This is a genomic window from Massilia sp. P2_C2 (assembly GCF_056404615.1).
Window position 1 is genome coordinate 27,401 of the sequence record NZ_JBFUDR010000006.1, and the last position, 23,164, is coordinate 50,564.

Here is a 23,164-nt window from a genome sequence, read left to right on the forward strand (position 1 = left end):
GGGTGGGCTCCCCCGAGCCCACGCGTGATGTTCCTGTTACGTCAGCATTTGCGTGGGTACGGGGTGCCCACCCTACCGCCCGGTTCTGTATGCGTGCCGTCGCATGTCGGTTAGTTGCAGAGACTTCGAACGAACAGGCCGCCAGCACGTGTCGGGCCGATGCGGTATCGTGTCGGCCACGTAACGGAATCGCAATGAACGACGACATCCATTTCTATGAACCACGCATGGGCCACGGCCTGCCGCATGATCCCTTCAACGCCATCGTCGGGCCGCGGCCGATCGGCTGGATCTCGACGCGCAGCCGCGCCGGGGTCCTCAACCTCGCGCCGTACAGCTTCTTCAACGCCTTCAATTACACGCCGCCGATCGTCGGCTTCGCCAGCATCGGCTACAAGGACACCGTCCGCAACGTCGAGGAGACGGGCGAGTTCTGCTGGAACCTGGCCACGCGCTCCCTCGCCGCGCGCATGAACGCCACCTGCGCCGCGGTGCCGCCCGACGTCGACGAATTCGCGCTGGCCGGGCTCACGCCTGCCGCGTCGCGCCTCGTGGGCGTGCCGCGTGTGGCCGAGGCGCCGGTCTCGTTCGAATGCCGCCTCACCCAGCTGATCCGGCTGCAGGGTGCCGACGGCCAGGCCGTGCCGAGCTGGCTCGTGCTGGGCGAAGTCATCGGCGTGCATATCGACCGGGACGCCTTGAAGGACGGCGTCTACGACACGGCGCACGCGGGCCACATCCTGCGCGGCGGCGGGCCGGCCGATTATTTCGAGGTCGGGCCGGCGCAGCTGTTCCGCATGGCCAGGCCGGCATAAGGATTATCCGCAGTAAGCAACATCGGCCGCGATCACGTATGATCTCGTAACGCCATGACAACGGCGTCCCCAGTCCGCGCCGCGCCAGGAGCGTGCGCAGCCCCGGCCATCCACGCCGTGCGGGCGACGAAGGACGCGCGTCCCGCCGCCGATCGGAGCGCGGCGGCACGTCAAGGCACCAGGCCCCGCCTGCGCCCTGCCGCCACCACCACCACCAATCGGGGCGCGGATGCGGAGCCGCAACGAACAATAAACCACGTCCGCACAGCGGCAAAGGAGAAACGATGAGTACTGAAAGCAGCCTGAACGAGGCTAAAGACACCCAGTTGCGCGCCGACGCGCTCGACTACCACCGCAGCCCCGTGCGCGGCAAGATCGAGGTCGTCGCCACGAAACCCCTGTCGAACCAGCGCGACCTGTCGCTTGCCTATTCGCCGGGCGTCGCCTACGCCTGCGAAGAGATCGCCGCCGACCCGGCCACGGCCGCCGACTACACGTCGCGCGGCAACCTGGTCGCCGTCATCTCGAACGGCACCGCGGTGCTCGGCCTGGGCAACATCGGTCCGCTCGCCTCGAAGCCCGTCATGGAAGGCAAAGGCTGCCTGTTCAAGAAATTCGCCGACGTCGACGTGTTCGACCTCGAGCTGGCCGAGAACGATCCGGACAAACTGGTCGACGCCATCGCGATGCTGGAACCGACCGTCGGCGGCATCAACCTGGAAGACATCAAGGCGCCCGAGTGCTTCTACATCGAGAAAAAGCTGCGCGAGCGGATGAACATCCCGGTCTTCCACGACGACCAGCACGGCACCGCCATCATTTCGAGCGCGGCACTGCTGAACGCGCTGAAGGTCGTCGGCAAGGACGTCGGCACGGTCAGGCTGGTGGCGTCGGGCGCCGGCGCGGCGGCCATCGCCTGCCTCGACATGATGGTCAGCCTCGGCGTGAAGCGCGAGAACATCTACGTCTCCGACTCGAAGGGCGTGATCTGGCAGGGCCGCGAAGCGAACATGGAAGCGAACAAGGCCCGCTACGCACAGCAGACCGATGCGCGCACGCTGGCCGACATCGTCAACGGCGCCGACGTGTTCCTCGGCTGCTCGACCGCGGGCGTGCTTACCGGCGAGATGGTCAAGACGATGGCCGCCAGCCCGATCATCCTGGCCCTCGCGAACCCGGAACCCGAGATCCGTCCGGAAGTGGCGAAAGCCGCCCGTCCGGACTGCATCATCGCCACCGGCCGTTCGGACTATCCGAACCAGGTCAACAACGTGCTGTGCTTCCCGTACATCTTCCGCGGCGCCCTCGATTGCGGCGCCACGCGCATCACGGACGAGATGAAACTTGCCTGCGTGAGCGCCATCGCCGACCTCGCCGAGGCGGAAGCGAACGATGCCGTCGCCGCCGCATATGCCGGCCAGGACCTGAACTTCGGTCCCGACTACATCATCCCGAAACCGTTCGACCCGCGCCTGATCGCCGCCATCGCGCCGGCCGTGGCAAAAGCAGCGGAAGCATCGGGCGTCGCGACGCGCCCGATCGCCGACATGGACGCCTACCGCGACAAGCTGGGCGAGATGATCTACCACACCGGGTTCTTCATGAAGCCCGTGTTCGCGAAAGCCAAGGCCGCGCCGAAGCGCGTCGCCTACGCCGACGGCGCCGAGCCGCGCGTGCTGCGCGCCGTGCAGACCGTGGTCGACGAGGGCATCGCGAAACCGGTCCTGCTCGGCCGCGCGTCCGACGTCGAAAAGGCCATCAAGCAGTCCGGCCTGCGCCTGAAGCGCGACGTCGACTACACGCTGGTGGAAGCCGAAGGCGACACCACCTTGCAGGGCGCGCGCCTGCTCAACGAAGGCAAGGTCGATTCCCTCATCTGCGGCATGCAGGGCCGCTACGACAGCCACCTGACGCACGTGAAGAACGAGATCGGCCTGGCGCCGGGTGCGGACGTCCTCGCGGCGATGAATGCGCTGGTGCTCGACAAGATGACCCTGTTCATCACCGACACCTATGTCAACGACAACCCGTCGGCGCAGGAACTGGCGGCGATCACGAAGCTGGCCGCGACCGAGATGCGCCACTTCGGCCTGGAACCGAAGGCGGCGCTCGTGTCGCATTCGATCTTCGGTTCGTCCGAGCGCCCGTCCGCGCAGCGCATGCGCGACGCCCGCGCCGTCCTCGCGCAGACGGCACCCGAGCTGCCGGTGCTGGGCGAGGTCCACGGCGATGCCGCGCTGTCGGAAGACATCCGCCGCCTGTACCAGCCGCACGGCGACTTCACGGGCAGCGCCAACCTGCTCGTGATGCCGTCGCTGGATGCCGCCAACATCCTGTTCAACGTGCTCAAGGTCACGTCGGGCAAGGGGGTCACGGTCGGCCCGATCCTGCTGGGCGCCGCGAAGTCCGTGCACATCCTGAGCCCGAGCGCGACCGTGCGCCGCATCGTCAACATGACGGCGCTGGCGGTGGCAGAAGTGCGCTAAGATCCGATGCTGGTAGGGTGGGCACCCCGTGCCCACGCGTGACGTTCGCGTCACGTTGACGTTCGCGTGGGCACAGGGGTGCCCACCCTACCGAGACGGGTCCAACCCCCCCGGGCGCATCCATTGGCCCCGCGATGCAATCTTTGCTAAGCTGTCGGTCTGAAACCGATTTCATCCAGACCGACACCTATGCCCAATCCACGCAAGACTGCCCTGGCGCTGGCCCTGCCCTGCGCCCTCATGGCCTCCGCGCACGCGGCGTCCGACCTCCCCGTCCACACCCTCGACAACGGCAGCGTGCGCGCGACCGTGACGGACGCCATCGGCGGCCGCCTGCTGTCGTTCGCGCTGGCCGGCAAGCCCAACTTCCTGAAGCTCGACACGGCGGCCGGCGATCCGGACGCGCCCATCGGTCCCACCACGGACAACGTCGGCTACTTCGGCCATGAAATCTGGATCGGACCGCAAAAGGAATGGTGGTCGCACCAGGACGTGAACCCGTCGCGCGCCGGCGCGCCGTGGCCGCCGGATCCGTGGCTCGGCCTGTCGCGCTACAAGGTCGAGGACAAGCGCGCAGACGCGATCACGCTCGCGAGTCCGGCGAGCCCCGTCAACGGCCTGCAGCTCGTCAAGCGCTACGCCCTCGTTCCCGGCAAGCCGCACAGCCTGCGCCTGGACGTGGACGCGGCCAACGTGCGCAAGACGCAGGTGGCCTGGGACATCTGGTTCAACACGCGCGCCCACGGCGCCACCCGGGTCTACGTACCCGTGGCGCGGCGCGGCGACGTGCGCCAGCAGGCGATCGAGCCAAAGCCGGACATGAAGCCGCTCACGTGGACCCTGAAGGACGGTCTCTTCTCGATCGACGCCTACCCGGCCGGCCAGGGCCAGCCGCACCGCAACGGCAAGATGCTGCTGCAGCCGTCGAATGGCTGGATGGCGGGCTTCCATGACGGCCAGCTGCTCGTGATCCAGTTCGCGCACCAGCCGCGTGCGGCCATTCATCCGGACCAGGGCCAGGTGGAGCTGTATAACGACTGGCAGCCGGAGGCGCCGGACAAGGGCCTGATGGAGATGGAAGTGCACGCCCCGTACGTCCAGCTGGCGCCGGGGCGGCACATGCAGGCGTCCGAGCAGTGGACCCTGCTGCCCTATGACGGGCCGGATACGCGCAAGGCACAGGTGGCGTTCCTGCGCGCGCACGCGAAGGAGCTGGGGCTCGGCGGTCTGTAACGCGTGCGTCCTGGTGGGCTCGGTGAGCCCACCCTACGACATCGTGGCATTCGTAGGGTGGGCACCCCGTGCCCACCAAGGCGTCACAACATCAGAAGCTGTACCGCATCTGCGCCGTATAACGCGGCCCGGACACGAACCAGGCACGGCCCTTGAAGCCGATACCCTGCTGCATCAGCTGGCGGTACTTGGAGTCCGTCAGGTTCTGCGCTTCCAGGCCGATCGACAGGTTTTCCGTGATGTTGTAGATCACGGAGCCATCCAGCTGGCCATAGCTGTCGGCCCACGTCGGCAGCGCCCACGCCACGTTGTGCTGGCCGAAGGTCGCGCTGTTCGGGTTGGTATCCGTACCGTCGCCACCCTGGGTGCCGTTGACGTTCACGTTCTGCAGGTTCTTCGAACGCCAGTTCCACGCGAGACGCATCGACAGCGGGCCCTTGTCATACATCAGGGCCAGGTTGTACGACTGGCGCGACAGGCCGATCAGCGGCAGGTCGCCGAACGTGCGGCCATCGATGTCGCAGCCGTTCAGGTTCAGGTTGAAGTTGGTCGCCGAATTGCCGCCCGAGCAGTACACCGAGTGCACCGCCTGGTGCAGGTCCGTCTTGCTGTCGACGTACGTGTAGTTCGCCTGGACGCCGAAGCCCGACAGCCAGCCCGGCAGCATGTCGAAGTACTGCTGGTACGCGATCTCCGCGCCGCGCGCATGGCCGTCCGCGCCGTTCACCGGCCCCGTCACCGTGAAGGTGTACGGTTTGCCGGTGTTGTCCGCCAGGTTATAGCCGTACGACTGCTTGATGATGACGTCCTTCAGCTGCTTGTTGAACAGTGCCATGGTCAACGAGCCCGATTTCGAGAAGTACCACTCGGCCGTCAGGTCGAACTGGTGCGACCGGACCGGACGCAGGTTCGGGTTGCCGGTACCGGTACCCGTGTAGGTAACGAGGCCGCTGGCATTGTCCACGTTCTGCGACAGCGTCGTGTAACCCTGCAGATCGCTGAAGTCCGGACGCGAGATGCCGGTGGACAGGCCCGCGCGGAACTGCAGCGTGTCGCTGGCCTTCATGCGCAGGTTCAGGCTGGGCAGCACGTTGTTGTAGCTGTTCTTGAAATCCTGCTTCTGCGAGAACGCGGTGAATTGCGGGATGCCGGCGCCCGTCGACGTGCTCGGCGTGAACACGGTATAGCCGTGCGCCGTCATGTCGGTCTTCACGTAGCGCACGCCGATGTTGCCGTCGACCGGGAACTTCAGGTCGTCGAAGCCGAAGCGCAATTGCGAGTACAGCGCACCGGTACGTTCCTGCTGGTCATTCACGCCGGCCGGGTCGGTGCCGAACGTCGCCGGCTTCCACGACGTGCATGTGTTGGTACCGTCGTTGCACAGCTTGTTCGGATACGTGTGCAGCTGCGCATACGTGCCCGGATAGCCGGTCGCCAGCGACACGGCCGGGAACACCAGTGCCGGGACGGATGTGTTGTTGTTGAAGAAGTTGTTAAACGAGTGGATCTGCACCTGGTTGTTGAAGCGCGGATCGCCCAGGTACGCGAGGCTGGACAGCGTATTCGTCGGGCCCACCTGCCAGGTCTGCGTGATCGCCGCCCAGTTGTAGCTCGGATTCGAGTTCTCGTTGCGCGAATCGCGGTCCGTCAGGCGCACGCCGAAACGGATGTCGCGCAGCACCGGATGGTCGAACTCGTAGCGCGCGTCGGTCCGCCAGGCCCATTCGCCGGCCTTGCTGCGGTCCTGGTGTTCCATCGTGAACGCCCAGTAGTAATTATTGGGGTTCGCAAGATAGGCGCGGTCCGCGTCCGTGAACGACAGCGTGGGCACGTCGCCGCGCAGGTCGATGGTCTCGCTGGGCATCTGCACGCCGGTGGCCACGGTCGAGTCGAAACTCTTGGTCGTGGCGCGGATGCGCTGCAGGTCCGTGTCGATGGTCCAGCGGTCGTTCGCGCGCCAGCGCACGTGCCACGCGATGTCGGTCGTGTCGGACTTGCGGTCGGCCGAGCGCGTGTCGCCGCCGAAGTTGACGCCGCCGTCCTGAGGATCGGTCAGCGTGCCGGTCAGCAGCGCGCCTTTCGAGTCATACGTGGCGTTCGGACTGACCTGGATGTTGTAGGGGCTCGACTGGGCGAAGATCGCCTGCTCGTCCCAGTGCATCTTGTAGCTCGACTTGAAGAACGTCAGGTAGGAACTGAGCGAATTATCCTTCTTCCACTGCRGCGCGGCATACGCGCCTTTGCGCTTGCGGTCGAATTCCAGCGTGCGCCACTGGGAGCCCTTCGGCACCCAGACCGTCTTGCCGGCCACGATGTCGGGACGCGGATAGTAAGGTTCGACCTGGAACGCGTCCGTGCGGGTGCCGCTTTCCGAGTACGCGAAATCGACCATGGCGCCGATCTCGCCGAAGCCCGTCTTCCAGCGGTCCGAGAACATCACGGAGCCGGACGGCTGGCGCTTGCCGCGCTTCAGTTCCGAATAGGTGTCCTGCAGCGATACGGCGACCTTGCGCCCCTTGAAGTCGAAGGGCAGCGCCGTGCGCAGGTTGACGAGACCGCCGACGGCGCCCTCGATCTGTTCGGCCGATGGGTTCTTGTAGACGTCGACGCCCGCCATCAGTTCCGGCGGAACGTCTTCGAAGTTCAGCGCGCGGCCGCCGTTGGCGGAGAACGAGTCGCGGCCGTTCAGCTCCGAGCGGACGTACGACAGGCCGCGCACGTTCACGTTCGAGCCTTCCACCGAATAGTGCTCCGGGTCGCCCTTCGTCATCGTGCGGTCGATCGTCACGCCGACCACCCGCTGCAGCACCTCCGTCACCGAACGGTCCGGCAGCTTGCCGATGTCGTCGGCGACGATCGAGTCGACGATCTCGTCGGAGTTCTGCTTGATCTTCTGGGCGGATTGCAGCGCGGCGCGCTGGCCCGTCACGACGACGACGTTCGCGCCGCCAGCCTGACCCGCTTCGGTCTGCGCCAGCGCGGCACTACCAGCGAGCAATGCGATCTGGCCGGCAGCTACGGCGATCGCGGTTCTTTTGAATCGATTCATTTATTCTCCTGTGTTTTGCTTATGTCGCCCCGCTTCCGTGGCAGGGCTTGGTTTGGAACTACTTCGGGAACTGCGTCGAACTGCTGATGCATGCGGTCGCCATGCGACGGCCGCGGGAAACGGTTCAAAACGACGAGGAGCTGGCGCGGTCGTGCCGCGCCGCCGTGATGGTGATCGAAAGGAAAGATAAAGCCGGTGCCCGCCGGGCGAGGATGAGACTGGCAAGTCTGAATGGCATGTTTGTCTCCACGCTTTTTTAGTGCGTTGATCGTAGTCGTTCTAGTTTTGTAATCGTTTTCATGAAGTGTAGGTATTTGCTGTGAAATTTGTCAAACGCGAAAACAATCGTGTTGCACGCTAACATCGAAGGTATGCCTTATTTGCAACGAGGTATATCGAAAACTGATGGCTCGATAATCCGTCCGAAACGCGCAACACCCATGCCCGGATTAACGCGGCGGACTCGGATTGTTGGGAATGGAAAACCGGAAGCAGCACAACCGGAACGTCGCCGCGCCGGGCGAAGTTGCTGAAAGCCATCCTCATGGCGTCAGGGTGGATCTTCCGGATGAACGCAAAATGACGTCATGTTAATGAACGATCCCGACACATGCGCGCGCGACACGCTGCACATGGCGCAGGTAGCGCTACCAAATCATATTATTCTTGTTCATCGACGCTACTTCGCCTATAGAATCGGGAATATGAATTCGCAAAACCGAAAATGTCGTGCTAGCGCAATCTATTAAATTCAGAAACAGAACACGAAACGATTTGCGTGTCTGCTGCGCATTCATCGAAGGGCAAGATGGTCTCTTGCCGCTAATCCCGAGAGCACGTAGAGTCGAATCATTTCACTTATCGATACGCGATCCCAATCCAAAAAGGAGAGCGCAATAAAGGACATGACGGATTTTCAGATATATTCGGAGGCCCCATGAACGCGCCGCTCAATCCGCCCAAGCGGACCCGCCGCACCAAAGGGGGACTCACCCTCGTCGACGTCGCACGCGTGGCCGGCGTGGCGCCGATCACCGTGTCGCGCGTGCTGAACTCGCCGGAAAAGGTCTCCCCCGACCTGGTGCAGAAGGTGCGTGATGCGATCGAACGCACGGGCTATGTGCCGAACCTGCTGGCCGGCAGCCTGGCGTCGACGCACAGCCGCATGATCGCGGCCATCCTGCCGACCATCGCGGGCTCCGTGTTCCTCGATACGATCCAGTCGCTGACCGAGACGCTCGCCGGCGCCGGCTATCAGCTGATCCTGGGCCAGGCAGGCTACGAGAATTCGCGCGAGGACGAGCTGCTGGAAGCGATCATCGGGCGCCGTCCGGACGGCATCGTCCTTGCCGGCATCATGCGCTCGGCGCAGGGCCGGCGCAGGCTGCAGGCGAGCGCCATTCCCCTGGTCGAGACGTGGGACCTGACGCCGACGCCGGCCGACATGCTGGTCGGCTTCTCCCACGAGGAGGTGGGCCAGGCGGTGGCCGAATTCCTGTACCAGCGCGGACGCCGGCGCGTGGCCGTGATCAGCGCCTCCGACGAACGCGCCCTGCGCCGCAACCGCACGTTCGCGCAGGCCGCCGTCCGGCTGGAGATGGGCGGCCCCGACCGCGAGGTGCCGTTCCACACGATTTCCGCACCGGGTACGGCGGCCGGCGGCCGCACGGGCCTGCGCGCCCTGCTGACCGCCCATCCCGACATCGACGCCGTGTTCTGCAGCTCGGACATGGTCGCGCTCGGCGTGCTCACGGAGGCGCGTGCGATGGGCATCGACGTTCCCGGCCGGCTGGCCGTCGTCGGACTCGGCGACCACGCATTCGCGGCCGATCTGTACCCCGCGCTGACGACCGTCCGCATCGACGGCCGCGCAATGGGCTGCATCGCGGCGCGCTTCCTCATCGACCGCATCGCGGGCAACCACATCCCCGAGGTAGTGCGCGACATCGGCTTCACCATCGTCGAGCGCGACAGCGCCTGACGCGCTTCCAGGCGCACATAAAAAAAAGGGCGCCCGGAGGCGCCCTGAAGTGATATCGAGAGTAAGTAAGTCGAGGCCGTGCTGGTGGCCACCACGCCACCGCACGAGACGTCATGCTAACGTGCCGGCGCATATCGCGCCCATCACTTATTCGCCGTTTGTTATCAGTTTTTGATATAGCCAGTCTGTCACCGCCCTGACTATCGTGACCTTTGCCGGCACTGGCGCGGCCCGGTGTACAATCCTTTGTTCCAGGAACCAGGACCCGGCCGCGACCCGCGCCGCGGCCGGGTTCCGGATTCCGATCGTGCATCGACCAAGAGCTGACATGGCCACCACCGGGACACTACCACGCCGCCAGGCGGACCGCGACCGCAGCGCTTCACGCGCCCGGCCTCGCATCCGTGCGCTCCCGGTCCGGCCATGCGCGGGCGCGGCCCCGGACCGCCAGCCGCCCCGCCCGACCCCGGCGCCGCCGTCCGGCCACAAGCCGGTGCGCCAGGCGCTCCTCCGCCGCACGCATGCCGCCCCGACCCACGGGAGCGCAGCGGGTTGCATTCGTCCTGCCCTGCCCGGCTCCGCCCCGGGCGACCACCTCAACCACTAAGATCCAGAACAACATGCAGACCCACTCGAACGAGACAGACAACGGCCTCCCCCTCGACATGATCATCTTCGGCGGCATGGGCGACCTTGCGATGCGCAAGCTGCTGCCGGCCCTGTACATGGCCTTCCTGCACGGCAACCTGCCGCCGACGACGCGCATCCTGTCCACCGGCCGCCAGGAGTTCGACCGTGAAGCCTACCTCGCCCACATCGAGGCGAACTCGCGCTCGTTCATCAGCGAGAGCAATTTCAACGACAAGACCTGGGACGGCTTCCTCAAACTGCTCGAGTACGTCCGCCTCGACGTGCAGGCCGCACCCGACTTTTCCGCCCTCGCGAAGGCGTCGCGCGCCGGCGCCCAGCGCGTGTTCTACCTGTCGACGGCACCGTCGCTGTTCACGACCATCTGCGACAAGCTCGCCGCCAGCGGCCTCGTCGACGCCAATGCCCGTGTCGTGCTGGAAAAGCCGCTGGGCACCGACCTGGCGTCCGCGATCGCCATCAACGAAGACGTCGGCCGCCACTTCGCCGAGTCGCAGATCTACCGCATCGACCACTACCTCGGCAAGGAAACCGTGCAGAACCTGATGGTGCTGCGCTTCGGTAACTCGATCCTGGAACCGCTGTGGCGTGCGCCGAACATTTCCAGTGTGCAGATCACCGTGGCCGAGGAAGTCGGCGTCGGCAGCCGCGCCGGCTTCTACGACGGCGCCGGGGCGATGCGCGACATGGTCCAGAACCACCTGCTGCAACTGCTGTGCATCGTCGCGATGGAACCGCCGACGTCGCTGTCGCCGGACGCGGTGCGCGACGAAAAGCTGAAGGTGCTGCGCTCGCTGCGCCGCCTGACGCTGGCCGACATCGCGCGCGACACGATCCGCGGCCAGTACATCCGCGGCGTGTCCGGCAACCAGGAAGTGCCCGGCTACCACGAAGAGAAGAACGTTCCGCAGGACAGCAAGACGGAGACGTTCGTCGCCCTGCGCGCCTTCATCGATACGTGGCGCTGGTCGAAGGTGCCGTTCTACCTGCGCACCGGCAAGCGCATGGCCCGCCGCTCGTCGAAGATCGTCGTCGAGTTCACGAACCCGCCGTTCCCCCTGTTCCCGCAGACGGCCGGCGCCATCGCCAACCGCCTCGTCATCGAGCTGCAGCCGGAAGAAGCGATCAAGCTGCAAATCATGGCCAAGCAGCCCGGCAGCGGCATGGAGATGCAGCAGGTCGCACTGAACCTCGACCTGCAGTCGGCGTTCCAGCAACGCCGTGCGGAAGCGTACGAACGCCTGCTGATCGACGTCGTGCGCGGCCGCCTGACCCACTTCATGCGTCGCGACGAACTGGAAGCGGCATGGGAATGGGCCGACCCGATCATCGAAGGCTGGCAAAAGCTGAACGAGAAGCCGCACCCGTACGCGGCCGGCTCGTGGGGTCCGGCCGAGTCGTTCGCGCTGCTCGCGCGCGACGGCCACAGCTGGGTCGAGTAAGCGCCCCGCCCGGACGGTACGCGCCCGCGTATCGTCCGCCTGCCGTCGGCGCGCCCATGCTTTTCAGAATCGTGCACAATAGCCCGGAGGCATCGTCCGCCCCGGGCATTTAATCCTTCGCAAACCGACGCGACGTTTCACCCGTGCGCGATTGGAGAGTGCGAACAGTTGGCGTAGAGTGCGGTGTCTCTCAACTAGACCTCGGAAGAGACCGCCATGCAGGCAAGCAACTTGAACACGATGGGCATGCTCGGAGTGCAAGCCCTCAAGAACATGGACCGCAGCCGCAAGGCGCGCGGCGAGATGCTGGACCGGGCCGGCTACGGCCCGCAGCAGACGCCCTCCACGGTCCTGTACTCGGAACCCGGCCTGAACATGCGCCGCTACGGCGCGCCGGCCGACATTACCGCGAACGGCGGGCCGGCCGTGCTGATCGTGCCGGCGCCCATCAAGCGCCCGTACATCTGGGACCTGGCGCCCGGCATCAGCATCGTGCGGCGCTGGCTCGACCGCGGCTACCGCGTCTACCTGGCCGAATGGGTCGCCCTGCCGGACACCCATGACCACTTCGGCCTGGACGACTACGGCGATCACCTGCTGTCCGCCTGCCGCCGCGCCATCGCGGCCGACGGCGGCCCCGACCAGGTCGTCATCGCCGGCCACTCGCTCGGCGGCATCCTGACCGCCCTCCACAGCTGCCTGCACCCGGACGCCATCCGCGCGACGATCCTGCTGGAATCGCCGCTGCACTTCACGCCGCAGAGCAGTTGCTTCGCCCGGCTCGTCGACGCCACGCCGCACGCGCGCCCGATCGCCGACGCATTCCGCCAGGTGCCCGGCGTCTTCCTCAACATGATGAGCGCGATGGCCGAGCCGCAGGCATTCCAGTGGGAGCGCTGGACGGACCGCTGGCTGTCGCTGACCGATCCGCAGGCGCTCGTCACGCACATGCGCGTGGAACGCTGGACGCATGACGAATTCCCGCTGCCGGGCCGGCTGTTCACGGACATCGTCGAATCGCTGTACCGCCACGACGCGCTCATGCAGGGCAAGCTCGCCGTCGGCAACCGCACGATCGGCCCGCGCGACCTGACGTCGCCGCTGCTGTCCGTCGTCGACCCGCGCAGCAAGCTCATTCCACCGGATGCGATGATCCCGTTCCACGACGCGACGTCGGGCCCGCGCAAGCGCGTGCTGCACTACGAGGGCGACGTGGGTGTGAACCTGCAGCACGTGGGCGTGCTGGTGGGGCGCAGCGCGCATGAGAAAATCTGGCCTCAGATTTTCGATTGGCTCGACGCGTAGGGTGGGCATTTGGGGCCGGGGCCCCAAATGAAACGTACCCACGCGTGACGTTTGCGGTGTGTTGGCGACACGCGTGGGCTCGGGGAGCCCACCCTACGTAACTACTACGTTGGATTCACACCCGCTCGATCGCCACCGCAATCCCCTGCCCCACGCCGATGCACATGGTGCACAACGCGAACCGCCCACCGGTCCGCTGCAACTGGTACATGGCCGTCGTCACGAGCCGCGCGCCGCTCATCCCGAGCGGGTGACCGAGCGCGATCGCGCCGCCGTTCGGGTTCACACGCGGATCGTCGTCACGCAAGCCGAGTTGGCGCAGCACAGCCAGGCCCTGCGACGCGAACGCCTCGTTCAACTCGATGACATCGAACTGGTTTAGCGTCATGCCGGTCTGGCGCAGCAGCTTCTGTACGGCCGGCGCCGGACCGATGCCCATCACACGCGGCGCCACGCCGGCCGTCGCCATGCCGACGATGCGGGCGCGCGGGGTCAGGCCGTGTTGCGCCGCCGCCTCGGCATTGGCCAGCAACAGTGCGCAGGCGCCGTCGTTCACGCCCGACGCATTGCCCGCCGTGACGGTGCCGCCCGGACGTACAACGGGTTTCAGCTTCGCCAGCGTCTCCAGGCTCGTTTCACGCGGATGCTCGTCCTGCGCGAAGCGCACCGGATCACCTTTCTTCTGAGGTATCAGTACCGGCACGATCTCCTGCTCGAACGTGCCATCGCGCTGCGCGCGCGCAGCCTTGGTCTGGCTCGCCAGCGCGAACGCATCCTGGTCGGCGCGCGAGATGCCGTAGTCGTCGGCCACGTTCTCGGCCGTTTCCGGCATCGCATCCGTGCCATACAGCTCGTGCATCCGGGGATTCGGGAAGCGCCAGCCGATCGTCGTGTCGACAATGTTCGCGTTGCGCGAAAACGGGGACTCCGCCTTGCCCATCACGAACGGCGCGCGCGTCATCGATTCCACGCCGCCCGCGATCATCAGCCGCGCTTCGCCCGCTTTGAGCGCGCGGGCCGCCGTGCCGATGGCGTCCAGACCCGACCCGCACAGCCGGTTCACGGTGGAACCGGGCACGTCCTGCGGCAGGCCGGCCAGCAGCGCGGACATCCGGGCCACGTTGCGGTTGTCCTCGCCGGCCTGGTTGGCGCAGCCGTAGATGACGTCGTCGATGGCGGACCAGTCCACGTCCGGATTGCGGCGCATGAGTTCGCGGATGGGGATCGCGCCCAGGTCGTCCGCGCGCACGTCCTTCAGGGCGCCGCCGTAGCGGCCGATCGGGGTGCGGATGGCGTCGACGATGAATGCTTCGGTCATGTCAGTCTCCTGTTAATCGTTCGAAGTGGCCAGCAGCGCCGCGGCGGTGACGGCCTGCAGGTCGGCCAGGGTGAGGCCGGGGGCCATCTCGCGCACGCGCAGACCTTCCGGGGTGACGTCCAGCACGGCCAGGTCGGTGTAGATGCGGCTGACGCAGCCCAGGCCCGTCAGCGGATAGGTGCAGCGCCCGACGACCTTGCTTTCGCCGGTCTTGGTCTGGTGTTCCATCATCACGAACACCTGCTTCGCGCCGATGGCGAGGTCCATCGCGCCACCGACGGCCGGAATCGCATCCGGTGCGCCCGTATGCCAGTTGGCGAGGTCGCCCCTTTGCGATACCTGGAAGGCGCCCAGCACGCAGATGTCCAGGTGGCCGCCACGCATCATCGCGAACGAATCCGCGTGGTGGAAATAGGCGCCACCCGTCAGCAGGGTGACCGGCTGCTTGCCGGCGTTGATCAGATCCTCGTCTTCCTCGCCGGGCGCCGGCGCCGGGCCCATGCCCAGCAGGCCGTTCTCGCTGTGCAGGAACACCTCGCGCTCCGGCGGCAGGTAGTTTGCGACCTTCGTGGGCAGGCCGATGCCCAGGTTCACGTAGGCACCCTCGGGAATATCCTGCGCCACGCGCGCGGCCATCTGGTCGCGGCTGAAACGACTGGTGATGCTCATGCTGCCTCCTTGACGACGCGCTGGACGAAGATGCCGGGGGTGACGATCGCTTCCGGATCGAGCACGCCGAGCGGCACGATCTCAAGCACCTGCGCGATGGTGGTCCTCGCCGCCATCGCCATGATCGGGCCGAAGTTGCGCGCCGTCTTGCGGTACACGAGGTTGCCCCAGCGGTCGCCGCGCAGCGCCTTGATCAGCGCGAAATCGGCGAGGATCGGCGTCTCGAACACGTAGTTGCGGCCGTCGATGACGCGCGTTTCCTTGCCTTCCGCCAGCAGGGTGCCGTAGCCGGTGGGCGTGAAGAAACCGCCGATGCCGGCGCCCGCGGCGCGGATGCGTTCCGCCAGGTTGCCCTGCGGCGTCAGTTCCAGTTCGATCTCGCCCGCGCGGTACAGCGCGTCGAAATGCCAGGAATCGGACTGGCGCGGAAACGAACACACGATCTTGCGCACGCGCCTCGCCTTGATGAGTGCCGCGAGGCCCGTGTCGCCGTTGCCGGCATTGTTGTTGACGATGGTGAGATCGCGGGCGCCGTGGGCGATCAGCGCGTCGATCAGGCTGGAAGGCATGCCGGCGTTGCCGAAGCCGCCGATCATGACGGTGGCGCCGTCGTGGATGTCGGCCACGGCGCGCTCCAGCGTGTCACAGGTTTTGTCGATCATGGTTGTCTGCCGGAATCGAACCGGCCTCAGTGAACGGGGATGTGCGATAATCGAACACATGCTCGCCTACCGCACAAAAAGTGTACGCCCGCCCGGCGCCGAAGGTCAAGCACTTCCCGTCATCGATTACAATCCCGCCATGTCATCCACACCCGCCCCGCTCACCATCGCCGAGGAAATCGACGCCCTCGCCGACCCCGATTTCATGACGTCGCTCGCGCGCGGCCTTGCCGTGCTGCGCGCCTTCGCCGATACGCGCAAGCCGCAGACCATCGCCCAGATCAGCCAGCAGACGGGTATCCCGCGCGCGGCGGTGCGCCGCTGCCTGCACACGCTGCGCCAGCTCGGCTACGTCGACGCGGAACTGAACAACTTCGCCTTGCGCCCGAAAGTGCTCACGCTGGGGTATTCCTACCTGTCCTCCACGCCGCTGACGGCCGCCGCCCAGCCCTGCCTGAACGCCGTCAGCAAAGCACTGGGCGAATCGAGCTCGCTGGCCGTGCTGGAAGAAGACCAGGTGCTGTACGTGGCGCGCGCGGCCACGTCGCGGGTGATGTCGGTGTCGCTGTCCGCGGGCAGCCGGCTGCCCGCGTATTGCAGCTCGCTGGGCCGCGTGTTGCTGGCGCAGCTCGCGCCGGACGAACTGGATGCGTATCTCGCGCGCACGACGCTCACGCCGATGACGCCGCACACGGTGACGGATCCGGACCGCCTGCGCGATGTATTGGCGCAGGTGCGGCACGACGGTTACGCCGTCAACAACGAGGAGCTGGAGCTCGGATTGCGCTCGATCGCCGTGCCGGTGCGCGGCGCGTCGGGGCGCGTGCTGGCCGCCCTGAACGTGGGCGCGCACGCGACGCGCGTGACGCCGGAGCGCATGGTGGAGGAATTCCTGCCGGTGCTGCGCCAGGGCGCGCAGGAGCTGGCGCTGCTGCTGCCCTGACAGGCGTCGCGTCGGCGGCGCTCAGAACGCCCCGACGTAATTCTCCGCCAGCGCCGTGGCCAGCGCGCGCGAGCTGACGACATTCTCCAGCTCCGCGCGCTGCACCTCGCGCTGGAACGGCGACGCGTCGGCGAACGTATGCAGCATGCTCGTCATCCACCACGAGAAGTACTCGGCGCGCCAGATGCGTTTCAATGCGTCGTCGGTGTAGCGCTCCAGCCGGGCGGTCTTGCCCTGGCGGTAGAACTCGTCCAGTCCGGCCGCCAGCAGGCGCACGTCGGACACGGCCAGGTTCATGCCCTTGGCGCCGGTCGGCGGCACGATGTGCGCGGCGTCGCCCGCGAGGAACAGGCGGCCCGACTGCATCGGCGTCGAGACGAAGCTGCGCATCGCGACGATATTCTTCTGGAAGATCTTCCCTTCCGTCAGGCGCCAGCCATCGCGGTTTTCCACGCGCGCTTGCAGCTCGGCCCAGATGCGGTCGTCCGACCAGTTGTCGACGCTGTCCTTCGGGTCGCACTGGAAGTACATGCGCTGCACCGTGGGCGAGCGCGTGCTGACGAGGGCGAACCCGCGCTCGTGGCGCGCGTAGATCAGCTCCGGCGCCGACGGCGGCGCCTCGACGAGGATACCGAACCAGCCGAACGGATACACCCGCTGGTAGTCGTTGCGCCCCTGCTGCGGCATGGCGGGACGGGACACGCCGTGGAAGCCGTCGCAGCCGGCGATGAAGTCGGCATCGATGCGGAACGCTTCGCCGTCCCGCGTGTACGTCACGGACGGCCGGTCGCTATCGACGCCGTGCACGGCCACGTCGCGCACGCCGAACAGCATGTCCGCGCCGGCCGCCGTGCGCGCGGCGACGAGGTCCTTGATGACTTCGTGCTGGGCGTACACGGTGATAGCCTTGCCCGTCAGTTCGGTCAGGTCGATGCGGTGGCGGCGGCCGTCGAACGCCAGCTCGAACCCGTGGTGCAGCGCGCCCTCCGTCCGCATCCTGCTGCCTAATCCGGTCTCGTCGAGGATGTCCATCGTGCCCTGTTCCAGCACGCCGGCGCGGATCGTCGATTCGATCTCGTCGCGCGTGCGGCATTCGAGCACGACGGATTCGATGCCCTGCAGGTGCAGCAGATGGGAAAGCAAAAGGCCGGCGGGGCCGGCGCCGATGATGGCAACCTGGGTACGCATGTCGTCTCCTGAAAAAAATATTTGTCGACGACCATGCTAGTGGCGCGCGGTCTTGAATAGAATGGATGAAATCATCGATTCCTTGTACTTTTTCGACATGCGCCCTTCCCTCCCCGCCGCCGCCATCCCGCGCTTTGCCCTGTACGGCGAGCAGACGCTGGCCGAAGCCGTGCACGTCGAACTGATCGAGACGCGCAGCCGGCTGCACGACTGGCACATCGGGCGCCACACCCACCCGGGCCTGTTCCAGGTACTTTTTCTATTGCGCGGCAGCGTGCGCGCGGCCGTCGAGGAAGCCGTGTGGGAACGCAAGGGTCCCGTCGCGCTCACCGTGCACCCATCCGTGGTGCACGGCTTCGACTTCGCGGAAGGAGCGCAGGGGTATGTGCTGACGGTCGACCAGAATGTGCTGTTCGCCACGCCCGACCACCACGGCGAGCTGTTCGCGCCGCTGTTTGTGGAACCGCTGTCGCTCGCGCTGGCGCGCCAGCCGCGCGCGCGCATCGAGGGGCTGCTGCGCAATATGGTGGAGGAAGCCGCATGGCCCCGGCAGGGCAATGCGCTGATGCTGGAATGGCTGGCGCGCAGCGTACTGTTGCTGCTGGCGCGCGTGCACGCGGAACACAGCGCCGCCAGCCGCTCCGGCCACGGCGAATTCCGCCTGTTCGCCGCGTTCCGCGCGGCCGTCGAGCAGCACTACAAGGACGGTGTGCCGGTCGCACATTACGCCGACCTGCTGCGCGTGACGCCCGTGCGGCTGAACCGGCTGTGCCTGAAGCTGGCCGGCAAGTCCGCCTTCGACATCGTCCAGGACCGCCTGATGCTGGAAGCCTGCCGCAAGCTGACGTACGCCCCGTCGAGCGTCGCCAGCATCGCGTACGAACTGGGCTTCCAGGACCCGGCCTATTTCAGCCGGGCGTTCAAGCGCCACACAGGGGTGACGCCGAAGGCCTATCGCGAACGGCTCAGAAGTGGTGACGCAGCCCGGCCATGAAGCCGTTCTGCGTCTTGCCCACGCCGACGCTGCCGCCGGCATCCAGCGGGACGGCCGAGGTGCCCTCGTTGTCCATGCGGCCGACGCCCGTGTAGAGATACGTCCGCTTCGACAGCGCATACGTGACCCGCGCGACGAGCATCGTCACGTCCGCATCGACGTGCCGCGTGACGCGCTTCGCCCATTGCGCGTCGACCGTGAAGGCGCCGACCGGGTAGCTCGCGCCCAGGTAGTACAGGTCGGACTCCATGCGGCCCGTCGCCGCCTTCGTGTCGCGGTCGATCACGCCGGCGCCGATCTTCGCCGCACCCAGCATCACGTAACCGTTGAGGGTCGTGCGCGTGTCCGTATTGGCGCTGCTCGTCAGGCCGCCGGCCGCGCCGGTATTGCCATGCATCCGGTCGTACGACGTGTTCACGCCCCAGGCCTTGGTCTCGTAACCGATCAGGCCCGTGTACTGGCGGCAGGCCTGGGCATTGCCCGGCACCTCGCCGGCGCAGTTGGTGGCCGGCGGACCGCCCGCGTTCGATGCGTCGCGGCCCAGGCTGTACGTGGCGCCGATTACGAGCGGGCCGAAGTTACCCATGTAGCCGATGGCATTGTCGCTGCGCGCATTCGGCAGGTAGGGGTCGATGCTGCCGAGGGCGAACAGGCTGGGGCCCAGCACGTCCGCCTTCTGCGGCGCGATATACGTCATGTTCAGCTGGCGGCCCAGCGTCAGGGTGCCCCAGGCGCCCTTCAGCCCCACATTGGCGGCGCGGCCGAACAGGCGGTTGCCCTGCCCCGTCATGCCGGTGTCCAGCGACAGACCGTTTTCCAGCACGAAGAAGGCCTGCAGTCCATTACCGAGGTCTTCGGTGCCGCGGAAGCCGATGCGCGACGGCAGTTCGCCCGTCAGGGAATTCATCTTCGTCACCGCATGCCCGGCCGCGTCGACGTTCGTGAGGTAAGAGAGGCTCGTGTCGACGATGCCGTAGACCTGCACGCTCGTCTGGGCATGCGCGGCCGCTGCCGCCAGGACGCAGGCCAGCGCGGCAGCCGCACGGATTGCTGTTGGGTTCATATTGTCACCTCAGTCATGAATGATTGGTTTTATTGGCAGCTGAAATTCGCGGCCTGTTCGACGTCGCCCGATCCCTTGTACTTCGCGACCTTCGGATAGGCGCACAACGGCCGCGTGCGCGCCGCCGACCAGGTCGACGGGACGTCCGCGTTCACGCCCCCCGCGTTGCCCGCGCCGCGCGCACTGGCTTGCAGGGTGTCCGGCGCCTGGCCTTTCTCGACCCAGTTCACGAGTGGCGTCAACGCGTCGAACTGGTCGGTGGCCGGGCCGCCCGCGCAGTGGTTCATGCCGGGCACGCGGAAGAAGCGCGCGAAGTTCGCCGCGCCGCCGCCGTTCCCGCTGCGCAGCGACTCGTACCACGCGGTGGTGTCGTCGCTGGAAAAGATCGGATCGCTGGTGCCGTGGTAGACGAGCAGCTTGGCGCCGCGGTTCTTCAGCCTGGCCAGGTTGGCCGGGTCGGGCGGCAACATGAACGACAGCGCGGACTCGGGATACGTGGCGCTCGTCGCGCCCACGCGCGCCAGCATGGTGTCCAGGCTGCCGCTCAGCGCGAACGTCGTGCCGTCGAACGTCGTCGGATTTTCGGGCGGCACGGACCAGATCAGGCCCACCGCGCCGGCGTCGCGCTGCAGCGGGCTGCTGAACTTCCAGCTCGCCCAGCCGTCCGTCGCGAAGCCCGCATCCCACGGGAAGCTCGTGTAGATCTTCGTGCCGGTCTCCGTGTTCGCGCCGGCGAACAGCGCGCCGACGGCCGTCTTCTGCGCCGCGCTCAGGCAGGCGCCGTCGCGCGCGCCGGCACACGTGGGCACGTCGCGCGCCAGGTCGAACGCGGCCTGGCACGCGCCGGTGTCCTGGACGAGACCATCCGTAGCACCGTCCAGCGCATCGCATTTCGCCAGCACGGCGTTCGAGACCAGGGTGCGTTCCGCCTGCGTAAAGCCGGTGCCGAGGTTGCCCGCCGTGGTGGCCAGCGATGCATAGGTCTTGCCGCCGGCGATATTGGCGATGGCGGCCAGCGGCAGGCGGAAGCCCGGGTCGCCGACGAGGAAGCCGTCGTACTGGTCCGCGTAGCGCGCCGCCGCCACCATCGTGTGGCGGCCGCCGTTCGAGCAGCCGCCGATGTACGATCGGTCCGGCGCCTTGCCATAGGCTGTCTGGATCACGGCCTTGGCCATCGGCGTCAGTTTGCCGACGGCCTGGTAGCCATAGTCCAGGCGCGCCTGCGGGTCGATGCCGAAGTCCGGCGTGGGACTGGGGTGGCCGGCGTCTGAACTGAGGACGGCGAAGCCCTGGTTGAGCGCATTGTCGAGCGGACCGCCGCCGCCGACCGGGCCCGTCGCCGTAACCACGCTGCCGTCGACGCCGCCGTTGGCCTGGTAAAAGAAGCGGCCGTTCCACGCGACCGGCAACCGCATCTCGAAGCCGATGGCGTACGCCTTGCCGTCGGCGCCGGTGCGCCGGAACATCTGCCCCAGCACCTGGCAGTGCGCGGGCGCGGGTTTGCCGGCTACGGCGAGGACGCCGGCCGCGATCGGGTTCGCGGCGGTGATCGTGGTGTCCGGATAAGCGATGCGGGTGGCCAGTTCGGTGCAGGCCGTGAGCGTGGCGCCGGTCGCCTGGCCCAGTTGCGGCAGCAGCTGCGGCGCCGCGGCTTGCGTGCTCTCATGGCTGGTGCCGCAGCCGCTCAGGCCGAGGACGGCCAGCACGGCCGCCGTGTATTGTCGGTTCATCGAGGTTTCCTGTCTTTCAAAGCGTGGGGACGAGCGGAGCCGGCGCAGCCCAGCGGAGGGCTGCGCGGACACCGCGTACCACGTGAATCAGTGGGAAGTCAGTGCGTGCCGGCGGCCTGCGCGCCCGGGACGGCGTCCGGATCGGCCCGGCGCGACAGCGACCATGCGCACAGCGCGGCCACGACGAGGCCCGGCGCCGCCGACAGCATCACGCCGGCCGCGCCCGCGCCGGTCGCCAGCACCTGGCCGGCCACGAGCGGACCGGCGATGGCGCCGAGACGGCCGACGGAGATCGACGCGCCGATGCCGGTGGCGCGGATCGCCGTCCCGTACAGGACCGGCGCCCGCGCATACAGCACGGCCTGGGCGCCGAGGGCGCAGCAGCCCGCCGCGAAGCCGGCCGCCATTGTCAGGCCGAAGCTGCCCGCCAGGCCGAGGCCCGCCAGCGACAGCAGCATGCCGGCATAAGCGATCCCTACCGCAACGCCGGGACGGTCGCGGTCGACGAGGCGGCCGCTCAGCACGGAACCGGTGGCGCCGCCGAGATTGAAGAGGATTTGCACGACGCCGGCCTGCGGGCGCGTATAGCCCTGGCCGATCAGCAGCGACGGCAGCCAGTTCAGCAGCATGTACAGGACGGTGAGCGTGAAGAAGCAGGCAACCCAAAGCAGCAGGGTGGACGCGCGCGCGCTGCCGGCGAACAGGTTGCCGATGCGGCGGTCGGCCGGCGCGTGGCTGGCCGCCTGGTGGCGGAAGCTGGCCGACTCCGCGAGCAGCAGCACGAGCAGCAGCGCGACGACGATGGGCACGAGCCCGCCCACGTAGAAGATCGTGCGCCAGCCGGCCTCGAACTTCATCATGCCGATGACGGATGCGATGGCGCCGCCCAGCGGCACGCCGCAATAGGTCAGGCTGACGGCCGTGCTGCGCATGGCCGGGTCGGCGGCCTCGGACGTCAGGGCGATCAGCAGCGGCAGCGCGGCCCCGAGGCCGAGGCCCGTGAACACGCGCGCCGCCAGCAGGCTGTCGTAGCTCCACGCGTGGGCGGTAGCGAACGAAAATACGCCGAACAGCAGCACGGCGCCGACGAGCACGCGCTTGCGGCCGATGCGGTCGGCCAGCCAGCCGCCGACGAAGGCGCCCGGCAGCAGGCCGACGAGACCGGCGCTGAACACCCAGCCCATCATGGCCGGCGCCAGTTTGAATTCCGCGCCGATGCCCGGCGCAGCGATGCCGGTGGACTGCAGGTCCAGTCCTTCCAGCAGTGCGGTGATGAAACACAGCGCGATCGTGGCCGCACCGCGCGGCAGGTTGCCTCGGTGATTCATGTTGTCTCCTCTATTGCGATGGATTGTCGTTCGGGCCGGCATGGCGCCGGCCTCGTTGTTGTTCGCAGATGAATCGGCGGTCGGTCAGGTCGTCGTGCGCGTCCCTCCTTCACCGGCCCGGATGCCAAGGCTCGCCCGGTCGGCGTACAGGTCGTCGACCAGCGCGGCGCGCCGGGCCAGCACGGCCGCCTGGTTGATGGAGCCCTTGTCCGTCAGCTCGCGGTGGTCGATCGACGGCGGCTCGACCAGCGGCAGCAGGCGCTCGACCCGGTTCGACGAACCGCTCGCCGTCGCGTTCAGGTCCGTCAGC

16 protein-coding genes and 1 pseudogene are annotated in these 23,164 nt (G+C 67.2%); 8 read left to right on the plus strand and 9 right to left on the minus strand.

All coding sequences use genetic code 11. The annotated features are described in order from the left end of the window. Positions 1-194: 194 nt before the first annotated feature. The 3 genes from AC1DYX_RS01575 (at position 195) to AC1DYX_RS01585 (ending at position 4,534) form a co-directional block, all read left to right on the plus strand. The gene (locus AC1DYX_RS01575; protein ID WP_477255604.1) at positions 195-815 is read left to right on the plus strand and encodes a flavin reductase family protein; all 621 of its coding nucleotides are present in this window, start codon (positions 195-197) and stop codon (positions 813-815) included. A gap of 284 nt (positions 816-1,099) precedes the next feature. Then, the gene (locus AC1DYX_RS01580; protein WP_477255606.1) at positions 1,100-3,301 is read left to right on the plus strand and encodes an NADP-dependent malic enzyme; all 2,202 of its coding nucleotides are present in this window, start codon (positions 1,100-1,102) and stop codon (positions 3,299-3,301) included. Between the two features lie 189 nt (positions 3,302-3,490). Next, positions 3,491-4,534 (plus strand): DUF4380 domain-containing protein, encoded by a 1,044-nt coding sequence (locus AC1DYX_RS01585; RefSeq protein ID WP_477255608.1) that lies wholly within the window; start codon positions 3,491-3,493, stop codon positions 4,532-4,534. A 91-nt stretch (positions 4,535-4,625) separates the two neighbouring features. Here the strand turns inward: AC1DYX_RS01585 and AC1DYX_RS01590 are convergent, their stop codons facing one another. Next, the gene (locus AC1DYX_RS01590; RefSeq protein ID WP_477255610.1) at positions 4,626-7,583 is read right to left on the minus strand and encodes a TonB-dependent receptor; all 2,958 of its coding nucleotides are present in this window, start codon (positions 7,581-7,583) and stop codon (positions 4,626-4,628) included. A 937-nt stretch (positions 7,584-8,520) separates the two neighbouring features. Here AC1DYX_RS01590 and AC1DYX_RS01595 point away from each other — a divergent pair. The 3 genes from AC1DYX_RS01595 (at position 8,521) to AC1DYX_RS01605 (ending at position 12,959) form a co-directional block, all read left to right on the plus strand. Beyond that, entirely contained in the window at positions 8,521-9,564 is a 1,044-nt protein-coding gene (locus AC1DYX_RS01595) for a LacI family DNA-binding transcriptional regulator (protein WP_477255612.1), read from the plus strand. Positions 9,565-10,184: 620 nt separating this feature from the next. Continuing rightward, a complete protein-coding gene (gene zwf / locus AC1DYX_RS01600; protein WP_477255614.1) occupies positions 10,185-11,654 on the plus strand; it encodes a glucose-6-phosphate dehydrogenase in 1,470 nt (489 codons plus the stop codon). Between the two features lie 216 nt (positions 11,655-11,870). Beyond that, positions 11,871-12,959, plus strand: a complete 1,089-nt coding sequence (locus AC1DYX_RS01605) for an alpha/beta fold hydrolase (protein WP_477255616.1) — start codon at positions 11,871-11,873, stop codon at positions 12,957-12,959. A 115-nt stretch (positions 12,960-13,074) separates the two neighbouring features. Here AC1DYX_RS01605 and pcaF read toward each other — a convergent pair whose 3' ends face one another. From pcaF to AC1DYX_RS01620, 3 genes are read right to left on the minus strand one after another with little or no spacing between them, the layout of a single operon-like run. Further along, positions 13,075-14,277 carry a 3-oxoadipyl-CoA thiolase gene (gene pcaF, locus AC1DYX_RS01610; RefSeq protein ID WP_477255618.1) on the minus strand — a complete coding sequence of 401 codons (1,203 nt, stop codon included), beginning with the start codon at positions 14,275-14,277 and terminating at the stop codon, positions 13,075-13,077. Positions 14,278-14,289: 12 nt separating this feature from the next. Beyond that, positions 14,290-14,946 (minus strand): CoA transferase subunit B, encoded by a 657-nt coding sequence (locus AC1DYX_RS01615; protein WP_477255620.1) that lies wholly within the window; start codon positions 14,944-14,946, stop codon positions 14,290-14,292. Further along, positions 14,943-15,608, minus strand: coding sequence for a 3-oxoacid CoA-transferase subunit A (locus AC1DYX_RS01620; RefSeq protein ID WP_477255622.1), 666 nt, complete (start codon positions 15,606-15,608; stop codon positions 14,943-14,945). Before AC1DYX_RS01620 ends, AC1DYX_RS01615 begins: the two co-directional genes overlap by 4 nt. 139 nt (positions 15,609-15,747) lie before the next feature. Here AC1DYX_RS01620 and AC1DYX_RS01625 point away from each other — a divergent pair, with 139 nt between their 5' ends. Continuing rightward, the gene (locus AC1DYX_RS01625; protein ID WP_477255624.1) at positions 15,748-16,551 is read left to right on the plus strand and encodes an IclR family transcriptional regulator domain-containing protein; all 804 of its coding nucleotides are present in this window, start codon (positions 15,748-15,750) and stop codon (positions 16,549-16,551) included. Between the two features lie 21 nt (positions 16,552-16,572). On the opposite strand, the gene AC1DYX_RS01630 is transcribed toward AC1DYX_RS01625, so the two are convergent. Further along, positions 16,573-17,739 (minus strand): 4-hydroxybenzoate 3-monooxygenase, encoded by a 1,167-nt coding sequence (locus tag AC1DYX_RS01630; RefSeq protein WP_477255626.1) that lies wholly within the window; start codon positions 17,737-17,739, stop codon positions 16,573-16,575. 97 nt (positions 17,740-17,836) lie between these two features. On the opposite strand from AC1DYX_RS01630, the gene AC1DYX_RS01635 reads away from it, so the two are divergent. Then, a complete protein-coding gene (locus tag AC1DYX_RS01635) occupies positions 17,837-18,733 on the plus strand; it encodes a helix-turn-helix domain-containing protein (protein WP_477255636.1) in 897 nt (298 codons plus the stop codon). On the opposite strand, the gene AC1DYX_RS01640 is transcribed toward AC1DYX_RS01635, so the two are convergent. The 4 genes and pseudogenes from AC1DYX_RS01640 to AC1DYX_RS01655 form a co-directional block, all read right to left on the minus strand. Continuing rightward, positions 18,705-19,796, minus strand: coding sequence for a porin (locus AC1DYX_RS01640; RefSeq protein WP_477255628.1), 1,092 nt, complete (start codon positions 19,794-19,796; stop codon positions 18,705-18,707). The genes AC1DYX_RS01635 and AC1DYX_RS01640 overlap by 29 nt on opposite strands. 29 nt (positions 19,797-19,825) lie before the next feature. Then, on the minus strand, positions 19,826-21,526 hold the full coding sequence (locus AC1DYX_RS01645; RefSeq protein WP_477255630.1) for a tannase/feruloyl esterase family alpha/beta hydrolase: 1,701 nt from the start codon (positions 21,524-21,526) through the stop codon (positions 19,826-19,828). Positions 21,527-21,624: 98 nt separating this feature from the next. Next, positions 21,625-22,854 carry a 3-(3-hydroxy-phenyl)propionate transporter MhpT gene (gene mhpT / locus AC1DYX_RS01650; RefSeq protein ID WP_477255632.1) on the minus strand — a complete coding sequence of 410 codons (1,230 nt, stop codon included), beginning with the start codon at positions 22,852-22,854 and terminating at the stop codon, positions 21,625-21,627. Positions 22,855-22,938: 84 nt separating this feature from the next. Then, positions 22,939-23,164: pseudogene (locus AC1DYX_RS01655) on the minus strand (hypothetical protein); the annotation flags it as partial.

Coding starts and splice junctions, on each gene's coding strand:
- zwf (WP_477255614.1), top strand. CDS start 10,185: ATGCAGACCCACTCGAACGAGACAGACAACGGCCTCCCCCTCGACATG.
- AC1DYX_RS01645 (WP_477255630.1), bottom strand. CDS start 21,526: ATGAACCGACAATACACGGCGGCCGTGCTGGCCGTCCTCGGCCTGAGC.
- AC1DYX_RS01635 (WP_477255636.1), top strand. CDS start 17,837: ATGCGCCCTTCCCTCCCCGCCGCCGCCATCCCGCGCTTTGCCCTGTAC.
- AC1DYX_RS01605 (WP_477255616.1), top strand. CDS start 11,871: ATGCAGGCAAGCAACTTGAACACGATGGGCATGCTCGGAGTGCAAGCC.
- AC1DYX_RS01640 (WP_477255628.1), bottom strand. CDS start 19,796: ATGAACCCAACAGCAATCCGTGCGGCTGCCGCGCTGGCCTGCGTCCTG.
- AC1DYX_RS01620 (WP_477255622.1), bottom strand. CDS start 15,608: ATGATCGACAAAACCTGTGACACGCTGGAGCGCGCCGTGGCCGACATC.
- AC1DYX_RS01585 (WP_477255608.1), top strand. CDS start 3,491: ATGCCCAATCCACGCAAGACTGCCCTGGCGCTGGCCCTGCCCTGCGCC.
- AC1DYX_RS01615 (WP_477255620.1), bottom strand. CDS start 14,946: ATGAGCATCACCAGTCGTTTCAGCCGCGACCAGATGGCCGCGCGCGTG.
- AC1DYX_RS01630 (WP_477255626.1), bottom strand. CDS start 17,739: ATGCGTACCCAGGTTGCCATCATCGGCGCCGGCCCCGCCGGCCTTTTG.
- AC1DYX_RS01580 (WP_477255606.1), top strand. CDS start 1,100: ATGAGTACTGAAAGCAGCCTGAACGAGGCTAAAGACACCCAGTTGCGC.
- AC1DYX_RS01575 (WP_477255604.1), top strand. CDS start 195: ATGAACGACGACATCCATTTCTATGAACCACGCATGGGCCACGGCCTG.
- pcaF (WP_477255618.1), bottom strand. CDS start 14,277: ATGACCGAAGCATTCATCGTCGACGCCATCCGCACCCCGATCGGCCGC.
- AC1DYX_RS01625 (WP_477255624.1), top strand. CDS start 15,748: ATGTCATCCACACCCGCCCCGCTCACCATCGCCGAGGAAATCGACGCC.
- mhpT (WP_477255632.1), bottom strand. CDS start 22,854: ATGAATCACCGAGGCAACCTGCCGCGCGGTGCGGCCACGATCGCGCTG.
- AC1DYX_RS01595 (WP_477255612.1), top strand. CDS start 8,521: ATGAACGCGCCGCTCAATCCGCCCAAGCGGACCCGCCGCACCAAAGGG.